Source organism: Streptosporangium sp. NPDC006013 (assembly GCF_040614275.1).
Classification (GTDB): domain Bacteria; phylum Actinomycetota; class Actinomycetes; order Streptosporangiales; family Streptosporangiaceae; genus Streptosporangium.
This window is the reverse complement of record NZ_JBEXUE010000221.1, coordinates 1-16,119: the sequence shown is the minus strand read 5'-3', so window position 1 is coordinate 16,119 and position 16,119 is coordinate 1. Positions and strand designations below refer to the sequence as shown.

The window sequence follows — 16,119 nt, the reverse complement described above, 5'->3', positions numbered from 1 at the left end:
GGCGGGTGCGCCGATGGTCAGGTAGGTGTCGTAGTAGGCGTCATACAGCCCCGAGGAGGTGATGATGTCGTCAACGAGGTCGGTGTGCCTCGGCGGCGATGCGCGCGATGGCGTCCAGGGCGGCGGCGGTGCGGAGGGTGACCTCGATGGCCGGCAGGCCGCCCGCTACCAGGGCGCGGGCCAGGGGGACCGCGGTCTCCGGGTCGTCGATCACGACCACCGGGATGACGGGGGCGATGTCGAGCAGGCTACTCACACGTACTCCAGGTTGGACAGGTGTTGGTTCAGCCACGCCGCCGCGCCGACCAGGGCGGGCTGTGGGGCCACGATCAGCGTGGTGGCGATGCCGGAAAGGTAGTCGTTCAGGGTGGGGGTGGCTTCGAAGCGGCGGCGGAAGTCGCTGGAGCGGACCCGGTCCACGATACGTGGCAGCACGCCGCCGCCCAGGTAGACCCCGCCCCGGGCACCGAGGGTCAGGGCGACGTTGCCGGCGAAGGTGCCGAGCATGGCGCAGAAGACCTCGATGGTCTGCGCGCACAGCGAGTCGTCCATCCGGGCCACGATGTCGGAGGCCGACAGCCTCGGCGCGTCCACCCCGCGGACGAGGGCGAGCCCCCGGTGCAGGCGCGACAACCCCGGCCCGGAGAGCAGGTGCTCGGCCACCACGTGCTCCATGCCGTCCGCGCGCAGCGCCCGGACGATCTCGTGGTCGCGCTCGTCGAGGAGCGGCATGGTGACGTGGCCGCCCTCCCCGGGGATCGGCACCCAGCCCTCGGCGGCGGGCACCAGGCCGCCCACGCCGAGGCCGGTTCCGGGCCCGAGCACGGCCTTGACGCCGCGCGAGGGCTCCGGGCCGCCCAGACAGACCAGGTCCTCGCCCCGCAGGTACGGCAGGGACGCGGCCAGGGCCTCGAAGTCGTTGAGCAGCCAGGCGTTCGGGATGCCCAGCTCGCTCACCGACCCTGTCCACCCGGCGTTGGTGAGCCGGTAGCGGTCACCGTCCACGGGTCCTGCGATCGCGATGCACGCGGCTCCCGGCCGAACTCCGCCCGCATGGTCTGCGAGATAAGCGGCTACGGCTTCGGGAAGGCCATCGTGTTCCGCGCCCGCGAGCACGGCCACCGTATCGGGCTGACCACCGGCCTCGGTGACCAGTCCGAACCGGGCGTTGGTGCCGCCGACGTCCGCGACGAGCCAGGGAAGGCTCACATGATCTCCTTCGCGGGCCGTACGGGGGAGACGGTGTGCGCGGTCATGCCCGGACGCCGTTCGCGACGGCCTCGGCGTGGCCGTTCAGGGGGAAGATGCCCGCGCCGCGCTCGGCCGGGCCCGCCGCGCGGCGGAAGGCGCCGAACAGCTCGCGCCCGGTGCCCACCCACTGGGCGTCGGTGAGCGGCGCGCCATGCGGGGACCGGGCGGCCAGCTCGTCGGCGGGGAGCAACAGCTCCAGGGTGCCGGCGGCGGCGTCGAGGCGGATCGGGTCGCCATCCAGCACCAGCGCGATGGGGCCGCCGTCGGCGGCCTCCGGCGACAGGTGGATGGCGGCGGGGACCTTGCCCGACGCGCCGGACATGCGGCCGTCGGTGACGATCGCCACCCGCTGTCCCCGGTCGAGCAGCACCGCCATCGGCGGGGTGAGCTTGTGCAGCTCGGGCATGCCGTTCGCGCTCGGTCCCTGGTATCGGATGACCGCGACGAAGTCCTGCCCGTCGAGCTCGCCCGCGTCGAAGGCGCGCAGCAGCTCCAGCTGGTCGTCGAAGACCTTGGCGGGGGCCTCGATGACCAGGTGCTCGTCCTTGACCGCGGAGACCTTGCTGACCGCGCGCCCCAGATTGCCGTTGAGCATGTGGATGCCGCCGTCGGCGGAGAACGCGTCGGAGACCGGGCGCAGCACGTCCAGGTCGGTGCTGCCCCCGGTGCGCTCCTCCCAGACCAGCTCGCCGTCCTTGAGCTCGACGGCCGAGCGATAGTGGTCCAGACCGCGCCCGGCGACGGTCAGCACGTCGCCGTGGAGCAGCCCGGCGTCCAGCAGGTCGCCGATGAGCACCTGCATGCCGCCCGCGGCCTGGAAGTGGTTCACGTCCGCCTGGCCGTTGGGGTACATGCGGGTCAGCAGCGGCACGACCTTCGACAGCGCGGCCAGGTCGTCCCAGAGGAGTTCGATGCCCGCCGCCGCGGCGATGGCGACGATGTGCATCGTGTGGTTGGTCGAGCCGCCGGTCGCCAGCAGCGCCACGCAGGCGTTGACTATCGCCTTCTCGTCGACGACCTCGCCCACCGGGGTGTACTCGTCGCCGTGCGCGGTCAGTTCCACCGCCCGCCTGCCCGCCGCCTTCGTCAGGGCCTCGCGCAGCTCGGTGCGCGGGTTGACGAAGGTCGAGCCCGGCAGGTGCAGGCCCATGACCTCGATCATGACCTGGTTGGAGTTGGCGGTGCCGTAGAAGGTGCAGGTGCCGGGGGAGTGGTAGGACTTCGCCTCGGCGTCGAGCAGCTCGTCCCTGCCGACCTTGCCCTCGGCGAACAGCTGCCGGGTGCGGGCCTTGACCTTGTTGGGCAGGCCGGAGGTCATCGGCCCGGCGGGGACGAACACCGCGGGCAGGTGGCCGAAGTGCAGCGCCCCGATCAGCAGGCCGGGAACGATCTTGTCGCAGACGCCGAGCATGAGGGAGGCGTCGAACATGTCGTGCGAGAGCGCGATCGCGGTGGCCATCGCGATGACCTCGCGGCTGTAGAGCGACAGCTCCATGCCCGCCCGGCCCTGGGTGATGCCGTCGCACATCGCGGGCACGCCGCCGGCGAACTGCGCGACGCCGCCGGCCTTCCGGACGGCCGCCTTGAGGATCGCCGGGTAGGTCTCGTAGGGCTGGTGCGCCGAGAGCATGTCGTTGTAGCTCGACACGATCGCCACACCGGGCTTGACGCCTGCCCGCAGGTCGCGCTTGTCGCCTTCTCCCACGCCGGCGAAGCCGTGGGCCAGGTTGGCGCAGCCCAGGCTCGCCCTGGCGGGACCGCGCCGGCGGGCCGCCTCGGCCTCGGAGCGCAGCCGGGCCAGGTACGCGGTACGGCTGGGACGGCTCCGCCCGACCAGGCGGTCCGTCACTTCTTGGATCACGGGATGCATCCGGCCTCCTGCGTCACGGTCGGTTCGGTCTGTGTGCTGTTCCCGGCCGCTCAAGCCAGTCCCTCCCCGTGCCAGGTGCGGCCGCTGCGGCCGACGAGTTCGTGGGCCGAGGCGGGGCCCGCGCTGCCCGCCGGGTACGGCTCGGGGGCCGTGCCCCGCGACTCCCACTCGCTGATGATCGGATCGATCCACCGCCAGGCGGCCTCGACCTCGTCGCGCCGCATGAACAGGGTCGGGTTGCCCGCCAGGACGTCCATGAGGAGTCGCTCGTAGGCGTCGGGCACCCGGCCGGTGAAGGTCTCGGCGAAGCTGAGGCCGAGCGGGACCGGCTTGAGCGCCACCTCGCCCGCGCCGGGCTCCTTGGCCATGATGTTCAGCTGGATGCCCTCGCTCGGCTGCAGCCGCAGCACCAGCCGGTTGGGCGTGCTGCCCGGGAAGATCGAGTGGGGCACGTCCTTGAACTGCACGACGATCTCCGAGCAGCGGTACGGCATCCGCTTGCCGGTGCGCAGGTAGAACGGCACCCCCGCCCAGCGCCAGTTCTTCACCTCGGCGCGGATCGCGGCGAAGGTCTCCACCCGCCGGGAGGCCTCGGTGGGGGCGGTGCGGTCGGGCTCGTCGAGGTAGCCGGGGACCCGGGCGCCGCCGGACTCGCCCGCCGTGTACTGGCCGCGTACGGTGAAACGGTCGACCTCGCCGCCGGTGACGGCCCGCAGCGACTGGAGGACCTTGACCTTCTCGTCGCGGATCGACTCGCGGTCGTTGCGCGAGGGGGGCTCCATCGCGACCAGGCAGAGCAGCTGGAGCAGGTGGTTCTGCACCATGTCGCGGAGCGCGCCCGCGTGGTCGTAGTAGCCGCGCCGGCCAGGGGTGCCCACGGTCTCGGCGACGGTGATCTGGACGTGGTCGATCCAGAGGGAGTTCCAGATCGGCTCCAGGAACGCGTTGGCGAACCGGAGCACGAGGAGGTTCTGGACCGTCTCCTTACCCAGGTAGTGGTCGATGCGGTAGACCTGCCGCTCGTCGAAGATGGCGCCGACCTCGTCGTTGATGCGCAGCGCGCTGGTCAGGTCGCGCCCGAGGGGTTTCTCCAGCACCACTCGTGAGGCGGGGGTGACCAGACCCGCGCGGTGTGCCTCCCGGCAGAACGGGCCGAACGTCATGGGCGGGCTGGCCAGGTAGAAGACCCGGGCGCGGTGCTCGTACCCGGCGAGCAGCCCGGTGAGCCTCGCCCATCCGGTCGGATCCTGGCCGCCGATGTCGACGCTGACGTGGTGCAGGCGGCCGAGGAAGCGCTGCCAGGTGCCCGGGTCGTCCACCGGCACCGAGTCGCGCACCTCCGCGTCCACCTTGCCGCGGAAGTCGGCGTCGTCGAGCCCGCCGCGGGACATCGCGATGACGCGGGTCGCGGGGGCGAGGAGGCCGTCGCGGTCGGAGTGGTAGAGCGCCGGGAGGAGTTTCCGCATGGAGAGGTCGCCTGTGCCACCGAAGACGATGAGGTCGGCGGGTTGCGGGGTCTCGGACATGGGGGAGCGCTCCGTGATGATCTACCGAAATTAGGGATAGATCGGACAGTAGCCATATCTTGCGCTCTACACAAGCCGAGTTTTGTCATTTGAGATGAGAAAGTACGACGTTTTCATTTCCTAAGCAGGTGTGGTTCACTTGGCCGATGCCTCGACGTCCCGCTGCCGCGCTGGCCACCAGCGGTGAGGTGCTACGCCTCATCCGCTCCGGTGAGGCGGTCACACGCGCCGACATAGGGCGCGTCACCGGCCTGTCCAGGCCGGCCGTGTCCCTGCGCGTCACCGAGCTGCTGGAACAGGGCCTCGTCGTGGAGGACAGCGAGGGCCCCTCCACCGGAGGCCGTCCGCCCACCCGCCTGGTCCTGAACGCCTCGGGTGGCCTCGTCCTGGTCGGCTCGCTGGGCGCGAGCCGCGCGCAGGTCGCCGTCTGTGACCTGGCGGGCGAGGTGGTGGCCCGCGCCGGACTGTCCGTGGACGTGGAGGAGGGCCCTGACGTCGTCCTCCCGCTGGTCATGCAGACCTGGAGTGAACTGCTCGGCGGCCGCCCGGCCTCCCTGGTCCGCGGCGTCGGCCTGGGTGTCCCGGCCACCGTCGAGTTCGCGGCCGGGCGCACCGAGAGTGCCCGGATCATGGCCAGCTGGACGGGGGTGGCCATCCCGCCGATCATCGCCGAGCGCTTCCCCGTTCCCGTCCTCCTCGACAACGACGTGAACGTCATCGCCATCGGCGAGCACCGCGCGATCTACGCGGGTGAGGCCGACGACCTGCTGTTCATCAAGGTCTCCACCCGGATCGGCTCCGGCGTCATCGCCGGCGGCGAGATCCTGCGGGGGGCGCTGGGCGCCGCCGGGGAGATCGGGCACATCCCGGTCCGCGACGGCGGGGGAGTGCTCTGCCGCTGCGGCAACATCGACTGCGTCGACTCGGTCGCCAGCGGCACCGCGATCCTGCGCGAGCTCCGTGCCCGGGGGCACGAGGTCAAGACCATGGCCGACGTGGTGAGCCTGGTCCGGGCCGGCGACGCGGAGACCATGACCGTGGTCCGCAACGCCGCCCGGATGCTCGGCGAGGTCGTCGCCAGCGCGGTCAACCTGCTCAACCCGGCGGTGGTCGTGCTCGGCGGCGACGTGGCGGAGACCTTCCAGCCGATGGTCTCAGGGGTTCGCGAGGTGATCCACCGCCGCTCGACGGCCCTGGCGACCCGTAATCTGCGCATCGAGCGCAGCCGTCTCGGCCCGGGCGCCGGGATCATCGGCTGCGCCCACATGGTCCTGGATCACATCCTCTCCCCCGAGGCCGTCGACTCCGCGCTCTGGCAGGCGGTCCGCCCCGTCCGCTCCCTGGCCTGACAGCCCTCGGCCTGACGAACCGCCCCGCCGGCTCCGCCGCCCGGCGGTCAGGCCATCAGCGATCAGGTGCCGGCCAGGACGAGGCTGAAGTCACCGGTCGGGTCGGTGTAATGGCCGATCATCCCGAATCCGGCGGCGACCAGCTCTTGCCGCAGGCCCTCAGGGCGGAACTTGGCGCTGATCTCGGTGCGCATCTCCTCCCCGGCCACGAAGGAGACCCGCAGGCCGAGATCGGGAATCCGCACGCGCATGGCGCGGCTCGCGCGCAGCCGCATCTCGATCCACTCGTGCCGCGCGTCGTACAGCGCGACGTGCTCGAAGGCGTCCGGGTCGAAGTCGGCGCCCAGCTCCCTGTTGATCACGTGCAGGACGTTCCGGTTGAAGGCGGCGGTCACCCCGCTCACGTCGTCGTAGGCCGCGACGAGCCGGTCGGTGTCCTTGACCAGGTCCGCGCCGAGCAGGAAGGTGTCGCCGGGGCGTAGCGTGGCGCGCAGCTCCTTCAGGAAGACCTCGCGTGCCGCCGGGGCGAGGTTGCCGACGGTGCCGCCGAGGAAGGCCACCAACCGCCGTCCGGTACGGGGCAGCAGCGCCAGGTGCGCCTCGAAGTCGGCGCAGATCGCGCGGACGGTCAGGCCGCGGTAGCGCCAGGCGAGCCACCGCGCGGCGTCGCCCAGGGTCGCCCCGTCGACGTCCACCGGGGTGTAGACGCGCAGCGTCCCCGTCGCGGAGAGGGCGTCGAGCAGCAGCACGGTCTTCTCGCTGGTCCCCGAGCCGAGCTCGACCAGGGTGTCGGCGCCGGAGCGCGTGGCGATGTCGAGGGCGTGCCGGCGCAGGATGGCCAGCTCGCGGCGGGTGGGGTAGTACTCGGGCAACCGGGTGATCCGGGAGAACAGCTCGCTGCCGGCCTCGTCGTAGAACCACTTGGGCGGCAGCCACTTGGGCGTCGACGTCAGCCCGGTGCGGACGTCGTGTTCGAGTGCCTGGTGAAGGTGGTCGCGGCCGAGATGGTCCACCAGGTGTACGGCTGACTGGCTGACTGACACGGGGCCTCCTGGGGCTGTGGGTCACGGGTCCCGCTCGCCGGTCCGTGACCGGGGTGCTGTGCTTTCCTGTGGTCCGGCTCCTCCCTGTCGTGGTGCTGCCGTGGTGCTGCCGCGGTGCCGTCACGGCCCTGTCACGGCTCTGTCACAGTGGCTGGACGCGCACGCCGTCCGCGGAGGCGAGGACCAGGGTCCGATCCGGTACGGCCTGCCAGCCGGGCCGGTCGTCCAGCGGTTCGCTCGCCACGAGCACGCCGTCGCGCGGGTGGTCCCCGAGGTGGAGGAAGAGCGTGTCGCCCCAGGCGGTCGCGGCGATCGACCGGCCGTCGCAGGCGAGCAGGTTCAGCCGGGCGTCGGGATCCTTCACCCCGGCGTGGGTGACGACCTCCACCAGGGCCTCGCCGAGCGGGTCGCCCGCGCGCCGCCGGGTGAACACCGCGGCGGCGAGCCACGCCGAGTCGCAGGAGCTCTCCGCGTCCTCGGCGAGTTCCCTGACCGCCTCCCGCGCCACGCGGCCGTTGTGGCTGAGCAGCCACGGCCCGTCGGCGAAGGGCGCGGTCGCGCTCTCCTCGATCGGCATCCCGGCGGTGGCCGACCGCACGGCGGCCAGCAGGCAGCCGGAGCGGGCGACCCGTGCGAGGTCCGTCAGGTTGGCGTCCGCCCAGATGGGGACCGTACGGCGATAGCGGACCGGTTCGGCGCGGGAGGCGTCGTACCAGCCCATACCGAAGCCGTCGGCGTTGACGGTGCCGTAGCGCTGCAGGCGCGGGGCGTGGGACTGCCGGAGCAGGCCGTGGCCGGGCTCGTGGATCAGCGAGGACAGCGGACGGGGAGCGCCCAGCCAGGCCGCGTGGCGGCACATCTACCGCTGCCCCGGTGAGCGCCCGGAGAAGTGCTCCGGGGAGTGGCCCGGGGATTCCCCTGGTGAGTCCTCGGGGAAGGCCGAGCGGGCACATCGGAAGCCGGAGAAGATCTGCCTGCGGGCAGGACGGTCCCAGTTCCTGAACGTGGTGCGGGCCACGGCCGGGTCGGACGCCCAGGATCCGCCGCGCAGCACCCGGTGTCGAGAGTCGAAGAACACCTCGCTGTACTCGGGGTAGGGGAAGCTGCGGAAGCCGGGATGGGGCAGGAACCACGAACCGGTCCACTCCCACACGTCCCCGATCATCTGCTCGGTGCCGTAGGCGCCCGCCCCCGCGGGGAAGGCGCCGAGCGGTGCGGGCCGTGCCGCCCTGTGCCCGAGGTTCGCCGTGGCGGGCCCGGGATCGTCGTCCCCCCACGGATATCTCCGCGCCCGCCCGGCCTCGGGGTCCCAGCCGCAGGCCTTCTCCCACTCGGCCTCGGTGGGCAGCCGCCTGCCGGCCCACCGGGCGTAGGCGTCGGCCTCGTACCAGCACACGTGCTGGACGGGCTCGTCCATGGGGACGGGCTCGGTCCGGCCGAAGCGGGTGCGCCACCAGGTGCCGCCATCGGCGATCCAGAACAGCGGGGCGAAGGCGCGGCTCCGCTGCAGCCAGAGCCGGCCCTGCGGAGACCACCAGCGGGGGTCGTCGTAGCCGCCGTCGGCGATGAAGTCCGTGTAGGCGCGGTTGCCGACGGGGAGCCTGTCGATCCAGTAGCCGGGCAGGTCGAGCCGGTGGGCCGGGCGCTCGTTGTCGTAGGCCCACGACAGGGTGTCGGTGCCCATCGTGAAGGGACCCGCGGGAACGAACACCTCGTCGGTACCCGAGGGCCGGCCGGGTGGCAGTTCGCCGTCGCGGACCAGGCCGGGTGCACCGGACAGCTGCAGGGTGGCGAGCATCGTCTCGTCGTGCTGGTGCTCGTGCTGGATCACCAGGCCGAAGACGAAACCGTCCCGGTGCAGGGGGTCGGGACCGTGCGGGTCGATCGCGTCCAGGATGTCCAGCACCCGGCCGCGCACGCCCTCGATGTAGCGGCGCGCCTCCATCGGTCCCAGGATGGGCAGGGTCGTGCGGTTCGCGCGCGGATGCCGGAACGCGTCGTACAGGTCGTCGATCTCCGGGCGGAGCGGGGTGATCCCGCCGGCCTGCCGCAGCACCCACAGCTCCTCGTAGTTGCCGACGTGCGCCAGATCCCACACCAGCGGGGACATCAGCGGTGAGTGCTGCCTGACCAGCAGATCGTCCTCGGCGTCGGTGTAGGCGGTGGACCGGATCCGCGCGGCGGTCAGCCCGGCGGCGATCCGTTCCTTGAGGTCGCTCATCAGATACCTCCGTGCTGGAGATTCCGCTCCCCGGTCCCGGGCAGGCCCCGAGCCGGCCTTGACGAGGGCGTCAGATCCGTCCTTCCTGGGCCAGCCAGTCGGGCAGGCGCCGTTCCGGTCCGCCGGCCAGGTGCAGCAGGTCGGCGGCCGGGGAGCGGCCGGGACTCACGTGGCGGTTGGCGAACGTGGCGACCTCGCAGACCAGGGCCGGTGTCGCTCCCAGCCTCGGCAGCGCCGCGAGGGCGGCGCGGAAACAGGCGTCGGCGGCCCTGCGCAGCAGGGGGTCGGCCAGGCCGCGGCGTGCCGCCCGCAGCCACATCCCCGCGCACGGCTCGGCCGCGGCCAGCGCCGCGTCGGCCGCGCGGTCGTCCGTCACCAGGGCGTGGGTCACCGCCGCGCACACCGGCCAGCTCGCCGGGTGCTGGGCGTCGAGGTAGCGGATCTCCAGCCAGCCGCGTGGCCGTACGGGCGGGAAGAGCGTCGTGGCGTGGTAGGTCAGGTCCGCCAGGGTCGGCGGCCGCGCGGACGCGGTCAGCCGGTCGCGGAAGGTCGAGCCGTCACGGACCGGGCGGTACCGCGCGTCCTCGGGACTCTCCGGGTTCTCCGGGTTCTCCGGGGCCTCGCGCACGGCCATGAGGCGGGCGTCGAGCAGGTACTCGGCCCAGTCGGCGGCGGGGTCGCCGCCGGCGGGGACAGCGGCCGTGCGAGTGCGGTCGAGCCGATCCCACACCGCCTGGCGGCCCGACATCCACCCGCACGGCCGGCTCCCGCTGAGCGGCGAGTTGGCGAAGGCCGCCACCAGGACGGGACCCAGCAGGTGGGCGCGCTCCCATCGGGTCGCGGGTCTGGTGCCCAGGTCCAGGTTGACCTGGATCGAGGCCGTCGAGCACATCATCAGCGCCCCGTACGGCATGCCGAGAAACTCCGCCATCGCCTCGTACCGGGGCAGGCGCAGCTGCCGCCACGCAGGCCGCAGCGGGTCGAGTCCCACCCCGGCCGGCACCAGGCCGGCGTCCCGCAGCGCTCCGCGTGCGGCGGCCACATCGGCGGTGAGGCGGGTGATCGCGTCGGGCAGCGAGCCCGGTGGCCCGGAGAGCTCCAGCTGGCCGCCCGGCTCGAAGGTCACCACACTCCCGCCGGGTAGCGGCGGCAGGACTTCGGCGATCCTGGTCCACGGAACCTGGCGGGCGGGAGCCGTGCGGTCGAAGACCAGGAACTCCAGCTCGACTCCCAGTTGCTCGCCGGGGGAGGCGAGAAAGCACTGTCGGGCGAAGGCCTCCACGTCCGAGGCGTTCCGGATCAGCGTGTTCTCGGTCGCCAGACCAGTCATCCCCGTCCCCTTTCAACATTTATCTGTGGATCTACAGACTTGTGCGATGTTCAGGGGGTGGGCGGTGTCGGTAGGTAACGACGGGGTGGCGCGCTGTTCCGGCTCCCGGGCGTCGCGGTGCCATGTCGGGTGAGACGCTCGGAGAAGCGGTTAGGTGCCTAGGGGGAAAGTTCCCGTTATGGGCGATTTCGACACATTTCTCGGTCCGGCTGGTCAGCCGCCGCGGCGTCCGTGACCGGGCCGGAGGCCGTGTGCCGCCGGCCGTGCCGCTGTATCGCTGTGCCGCGCGGTGTCGTCAGCGGTCCCACGGGTGGCCGCCGGGGAGAAGCGCCGAGACCTCCTCCGGGCCGGGCGGCTCGGGCCAGCCCGTGGCCGGTCCGGTGCCGGAGGGGGCAGGGTCGGAGGGGGCGGGGCCGGAAGACCACCGGCCGGAGAGGCCGAGGACCGCGCAGGCCAGCCAGTGCTCGCCCGGCTCGTGCTCGCCGCGCAGTGTGGGGATGACCGTGCGCGGGACGATGACGTTGGTACCCGGCAGGGGGAGGACCAGCTCCCCGCTCCGGGTCCCGCGGAGGTCCTCGATCACGCACAGCCCGGCGGGGGAGTCGAGGCGGGCGTGGCCGGGGCCCTCGGCGGTGCGGTGCGCGGCGGGGTCTCGGTCGACGGCGAACGCCCCCTCGGCCGACAGCAGCCCGCGCCCCGACCGCAGACGGTGCACCCGTACGTGCCACGGAGGACGCGGGAGCAGCCAGGTGTCGACCTCCACGTCCGGCCATGGTGTCCAGCGGGCGTGGAGCAGGCCGCCGGGTGAGGAGAAGTCCTCGGGCACCTCGCAGGGCCGCCAGTGCGTCCCGTCGTCGCTCAGCGCCAGGGTGCTGTCGAAGGCGCCCTGCTCCAGCCCCCACGAGCCGCCCGGCACGCTGAACCCGAAGGACGTCGAGTAGGCGAACTTGGCGTACTTCGCCGCGCCGTGCCGCACCCACGTGTGGTGCTGCCCCGCGCTCAGCATGACGACCTGCCGTCCCCGCTCGCACCGCATCAGCGCGACCCCCGCCTCCGGCTGGACGCTGGTCGCGGGCAGTTCCCGCGCCGCCTCCTCATCGGCCGTCCAGAAGGGATGCCCGGCGGCGAGTGCCAGCGGCAGGAACGCCTTCAGCGCCCAGTACGGGGAGCCGGGGGCGTTGTACTGCTCGGCGAGAGCGGGCTGGGCGTAGCCGTATCCCAGGGTGAGCAGGCCGCCGGAGTCGCGGATCGGCTGTCCAAGCCACCAGCGCAGATGCCGCATTAGATGCCCCTTCACCTCCCCCCACGGCAGGGCCTCGACTCCGGCGAAGGCGAGGGCGCCCCAGAAGGCTCCCTGCGCGAAGCGGTAGGTCAGGCTCCGGCCGAAGGGCACGGCGGCTCCGCCGGAGGTGAACCAGTGCTGGAAGTCCAGCGCGAAGGCCGCCGCCCGCTCACGCAGGCGCCCGGCGCGGCCGGGATCGCGGTCGGCGGCCAGGGCGGCGTAGACCAGGCCGTAGTAGTGCATCGCGAAGGGGACGTAGTAGTCGCGCTGGGCGGTGGGGCCGTCGCTGTACCAGCCGCCGCCCAGCGCGAAGGACTCCAGCCGCTCCAGACGGGCGAGGTTGGGCCCGGGGTCGAAGCGCACCCCGACGCGGTCCAGGCCGAGCCCCACCATGACGGGGAAGAACTGCCAGTTGTTGTCGACGGCCTCGGCACTCATCGAGTGGAGCAGCCAGGCCGCGAGGCCGTCGCGTTCCCGGCCGCTCAGCGGGTCCCACACGGCCTCGGGCGCGAGGGCCAGCGCCAGGCCGATCGCGGCGGTCTCCACCAGCCGTTGGTCGACGTCGGTCACCGCCCCCCAGAACTCCTCGTGCCCGGGATTCGTCCCGGTGGCGAGCCCCCGGCGCCAGAGCTCCCAGTGCTCGAAGGATCCCCCTCCGGCCGCCAGCGGCGCCAGCCCCCACAGCGGGCGGGCGAACGCCTCCAGTTCGGCGGCCGCGTCGCCGTAGTGGGCCGTGTTGCTCCCGAGCCGAAGTCGCGCCCGACCCGGACTGAGGTGGGGGACCAGTGGCAGGACGAGTTCGGTCACGAGCCGGCGCATGTCCTCACGGTCACGCGGTGTCCCGCTCCCGCCCGCCCCCGGCGCCGCCGATGACGTGGCTGATCGTTCCACTGTCGCGGAACCCCCTCTGGTGATCGGCGACCGTGGCCGCCGGAGGCCCTGCCGTCCGGGCCGGACCCGCGCCGAGAGCACGGTCAGCTCTTGAGCCCGGTGAACGCGATCCCCTGCATGATGCGGCGCTGGAAGATCAGCAGGACCACGATGACCGGGATGACCGCCAGGGCGGCGCCCGCCATGATGTAGTACGCCCGTCCGGACTCGCTGCTGGCCAGCTGCTGCAGGGCCAGCGGCAGCGTGTAGAGCTCGGGGTCGTTGAGCACCACCAGGGGCCAGACCAGGTCGTTCCAGTGGAAGATGAAGCTGGTGATCGTCACGACCGCGAGCACCGGCTTCGACAGCGGGATGATGATGCGCCAGAAGATCTGCATCCGTCCCGCGCCGTCGATGCGCGCCGCCTCCTCCAGCTCGCCGGGCAGCGACATGAAGAACTGGCGCAGCAGGAAGATGTCCAGGACCGAGGCGACGTTGGGCAGGATCAGGCCCCATCCGGAGTCGAACATGCCGAGCGCCTGGGTGACGTGGATGCGTGGCACCAGCAGCGTGATCGTGGGGACCATCATGCCCGCGAGCAGCACGACGAACAGCTTGTCCCTGCCGGGAAAGGGGATCCTGGCGAAGGCGTAGGCGGCCAGCGCGTCCACCAGGAGCTTGCCCGGAACCAGTATCAGGCAGACCCAGACGCTGTTGAGGAACGCCTGGCCCAGCCCGCCGACCTGCAGGACGTGCTCGTAGTTCTCCAGCGTGGGCGACCACTCACCGGTCTTGCGATCCAGCGGAAGCAGGCTGGGCACCTTGGTGTAGACGTCCGAGCCGTGTTTGAAAGAGGTCGCCAGCATCCACAGGAACGGGATCACCGATATGGCCGCCAGCAGCACCAGGGCGATGTAGACGGGCGCGAGCCGTGCTTTCCCGGCCGTCCTCACGACGCCTCCTGCTTGACGAACTTGAACTGCAGGGCAGTGATGATCATGATGAAGAGGAACAGGATGAACGACATCGCGCAGGCCGCGCCCATCGCGTCGTAGCGGAACGCGAACAGGTACAGGTGCAGGACGTAGGTCAGGCCCGACTGCTCGGGGCCGCCGGTGACGCTCCTGCCGCCGCCGCCCGAGAAGATCACATACACCAGGCCGAAGACCTGCAGCGCCGCGATCACGCCGGTGACCAGCAGGTAGAAGGTGGTGGGACGCAGCATCGGCACGACGATCCTCCGGAACCGCTGGACGGGGCCCGCACCGTCGATGATCGCGGCCTCGCGGATCGAGTCGGGGATGCCCTTGAGCCCGGCGAGGTAGATGATCATTGAGATGCCGCACTGCCAGGCGGCGATGAACGACAGGGCCGGGATGACCAGTTCGGGGGTGTTGAGCCAGTTCTGCCCGGGGATGCCGAACAGGCCGAGAAAGCTGTTGACCAGCCCGTACTGCGGGTCGTACAGCCAGCGCCAGATGGCGCCCACCGCGGCCTCGGCGGTCACGACCGGCAGGAACAGCAGCAGCCGGAAGAGGTTGGAACCGCGGCGGATCGTGTTGATCAGCAGCGCCTGGGCGAGCGCGGTGACCAGGGTCAGCGGTACGGCGATCAGCGTGTACTGCAGGGTGACCCGGATCGACTTCCAGAAGTGCGGATACCGCACGTCGTCGAAGAGCAGGTCGGAGTAGTTGGCCAGTCCCACCCAGTTGGGCGCCGACCGCAGGTTCCAGTCGGTGAAGCTGTAGTACAGCGCGGCCAGCGCGGGGTAGAGCAGGAAGATCACGAAATAAATCACCGCGGGGGCGATCAGGAGCCACCCGATGACGTGGTCGCGCCGCCCGAAACCCGGGCGGCGGCGCCGCCCGGGGAGGGGCGTCACGGCGGGCTTGTCAGCCAGCACCGGAGATGCCACGTTTGCCTCGCTTTCGCGTTAGCCGTTCCAGCCGAGCAGCGCGCGGGTCTTGGTCGCCGCCTCGGTCAGCGCCTGCTGGGAGGTGACCTTGCCGCTCAGCGCGGACTCGATCGCGGGGGCGATGATCTCGTCGTTGATCTGGATCCACTCCGGCAGGGCCGGCCTGGCATGGGCGACCTTGAGCTGCTCGAGGAAGGCCGCCTGGTCGGGCCCGAAGGTGGCCGCGTCCCTCTCCGCCGCCGCCACATTGGTCGGGAAGCCACCCAGCGCCTGAGCCAGCGTGGTGTTGTTGTCGGCGTTGGTCAGGAAGGTGAGCCACTTCCACGCCAGCTCGGGGTTCTTGCCCTTGCTGAAGACCACCGCGTTCTCGCCGCCGATGTTGCCGGCGGGCTCGGTCTTGTACGGCAGCGGGGCGGTGCCGAACTCCAGGTCGGGGAACTGCTCCTTGATGTTGGCCACGTCCCACGGGCCGGAGATCATCATGCCGGCCAGACCGTTCTCGAAGGCCTTGTCCGAGTCGGTGATCGCCCTGGGGGAGGACGGCAGCAGATCCACCCAGAGCTGGAGCGCGTCGACACCGGGCTGCTGGTCGAACAGGATCTTCTTGTCCTTCTCGTCGACGAGGGAGCCGCCGGCGCCCGCGAGGAAGCCCGGCCACATCCAGCCGCCGTAGCCGTCGCCCTTGGGCACCACCATGCCCGCGATCTTCGGATCGTCCTGGTGGACCTTCGCGGCCGTCTGCTTGAGCTCGTCCCAGGTCTTGGGCGGCGTCGGCACCAGCTTCTTGTTGTAGAAGAGCGCCACCGCGGTGTGGTCCAGCGGCAGGCCGTAGATCTTGTCGTTCACCTTGTTGGTGTTCAGGGCGCCCGCGTAGTACGTCTTCTCGTCGACGGTGCCGGCGGGCATCTCCCTGATGGTGCCGTCGAGCGCGTACCTGGCCACCAGCGGCTGGTCCAGGATGCCGACGTCGGGGACGGTGCCGGCGGCGACGGCGCTGCCCAGCTTGGTGTTGTAGTCGTCCTTGGGGATCTTGACGATCTTGACGGTGACCTTGTTGGCCTTCTCGAAGTCGGTGCGCAGCTTCTCGACGACCTCCCCCGCCTGCGGGGTGCGGTCCTGGAACATCCAGTAGGTCAGTGTGGTGGCCTCCGAGGCCGTCCCGTTGTCGCCGCCGCATGCGACAAGCCCGGCCAGCAGTGCCATACCCGCCGCGGCCCCTGTGACTCTCCTGATCATTTCTTCCTCCTGTTGGGGGGTGCAACGGAGGATAATGTAAGGTGTGAAAAAAGTTCAGTCCCCTTGAGAAACGCTTTGGTAACACGGAGGAGAGGGAGGTGTGGGTCATTCGTGAGGTGTGGTTCCCGGGAAGCGGGGAGTGATGGGCACGCCGGTGCCCGCCTCGGCCGTCGCCTCCTTCAAGGGCGACGAGAAGATCAAGCTGCAGGAGGTCGGCTCGCTGGGC

12 protein-coding genes and 1 pseudogene are annotated in these 16,119 nt (G+C 71.4%); 1 reads left to right on the top strand and 12 read right to left on the bottom strand.

Features of this window, described 5'->3' with window-relative positions; genetic code table 11:
- Positions 1-88: 88 nt before the first annotated feature.
- The 4 genes and pseudogenes from ABZ260_RS29070 to zwf all read right to left on the bottom strand — a co-directional run.
- Positions 89-256 (bottom strand): annotated as a pseudogene (locus ABZ260_RS29070) (keto-deoxy-phosphogluconate aldolase); the annotation flags it as partial.
- The gene (gene glk, locus ABZ260_RS29065) at positions 253-1,209 is read right to left on the bottom strand and encodes a glucokinase (RefSeq protein WP_030909088.1); all 957 of its coding nucleotides are present in this window, start codon (positions 1,207-1,209) and stop codon (positions 253-255) included. The pseudogene ABZ260_RS29070 and the gene glk, both read right to left, overlap by 4 nt.
- A gap of 43 nt (positions 1,210-1,252) precedes the next feature.
- A complete protein-coding gene (gene edd / locus ABZ260_RS29060; RefSeq protein WP_355624131.1) occupies positions 1,253-3,121 on the bottom strand; it encodes a phosphogluconate dehydratase in 1,869 nt (622 codons plus the stop codon).
- Positions 3,122-3,171: 50 nt separating this feature from the next.
- Positions 3,172-4,647 carry a glucose-6-phosphate dehydrogenase gene (gene zwf / locus ABZ260_RS29055; RefSeq protein ID WP_355564766.1) on the bottom strand — a complete coding sequence of 492 codons (1,476 nt, stop codon included), beginning with the start codon at positions 4,645-4,647 and terminating at the stop codon, positions 3,172-3,174.
- A gap of 146 nt (positions 4,648-4,793) precedes the next feature.
- Here zwf and ABZ260_RS29050 point away from each other — a divergent pair, with 146 nt between their 5' ends.
- The gene (locus tag ABZ260_RS29050) at positions 4,794-5,996 is read left to right on the top strand and encodes an ROK family transcriptional regulator (RefSeq protein ID WP_355624128.1); all 1,203 of its coding nucleotides are present in this window, start codon (positions 4,794-4,796) and stop codon (positions 5,994-5,996) included.
- Between the two features lie 62 nt (positions 5,997-6,058).
- On the opposite strand, the gene egtD is transcribed toward ABZ260_RS29050, so the two are convergent.
- The 8 genes from egtD to ABZ260_RS29010 form a co-directional block, all read right to left on the bottom strand.
- Complete coding sequence (gene egtD, locus ABZ260_RS29045; RefSeq protein ID WP_355624125.1) at positions 6,059-7,039, bottom strand: L-histidine N(alpha)-methyltransferase; 981 nt, start codon at positions 7,037-7,039, stop codon at positions 6,059-6,061.
- 142 nt (positions 7,040-7,181) lie between these two features.
- Complete coding sequence (gene egtC / locus ABZ260_RS29040) at positions 7,182-7,898, bottom strand: ergothioneine biosynthesis protein EgtC (RefSeq protein ID WP_355624122.1); 717 nt, start codon at positions 7,896-7,898, stop codon at positions 7,182-7,184.
- On the bottom strand, positions 7,899-9,260 hold the full coding sequence (egtB, locus tag ABZ260_RS29035) for an ergothioneine biosynthesis protein EgtB (protein ID WP_355624119.1): 1,362 nt from the start codon (positions 9,258-9,260) through the stop codon (positions 7,899-7,901).
- Positions 9,261-9,330: 70 nt separating this feature from the next.
- A complete protein-coding gene (gene egtA, locus ABZ260_RS29030) occupies positions 9,331-10,590 on the bottom strand; it encodes an ergothioneine biosynthesis glutamate--cysteine ligase EgtA (protein ID WP_355624116.1) in 1,260 nt (419 codons plus the stop codon).
- 295 nt (positions 10,591-10,885) lie between these two features.
- Positions 10,886-12,691 (bottom strand): DUF2264 domain-containing protein, encoded by a 1,806-nt coding sequence (locus ABZ260_RS29025; protein WP_355624113.1) that lies wholly within the window; start codon positions 12,689-12,691, stop codon positions 10,886-10,888.
- Positions 12,692-12,846: 155 nt separating this feature from the next.
- Positions 12,847-13,695 (bottom strand): carbohydrate ABC transporter permease, encoded by an 849-nt coding sequence (locus ABZ260_RS29020; RefSeq protein ID WP_030909114.1) that lies wholly within the window; start codon positions 13,693-13,695, stop codon positions 12,847-12,849.
- Positions 13,692-14,657, bottom strand: a complete 966-nt coding sequence (locus ABZ260_RS29015) for a sugar ABC transporter permease (protein ID WP_350920475.1) — start codon at positions 14,655-14,657, stop codon at positions 13,692-13,694. Before ABZ260_RS29015 ends, ABZ260_RS29020 begins: the two co-directional genes overlap by 4 nt.
- Positions 14,658-14,675: 18 nt before the next feature.
- A complete protein-coding gene (locus ABZ260_RS29010) occupies positions 14,676-15,893 on the bottom strand; it encodes an ABC transporter substrate-binding protein (RefSeq protein ID WP_355624108.1) in 1,218 nt (405 codons plus the stop codon).
- Positions 15,894-16,119 lie beyond the last annotated feature (226 nt).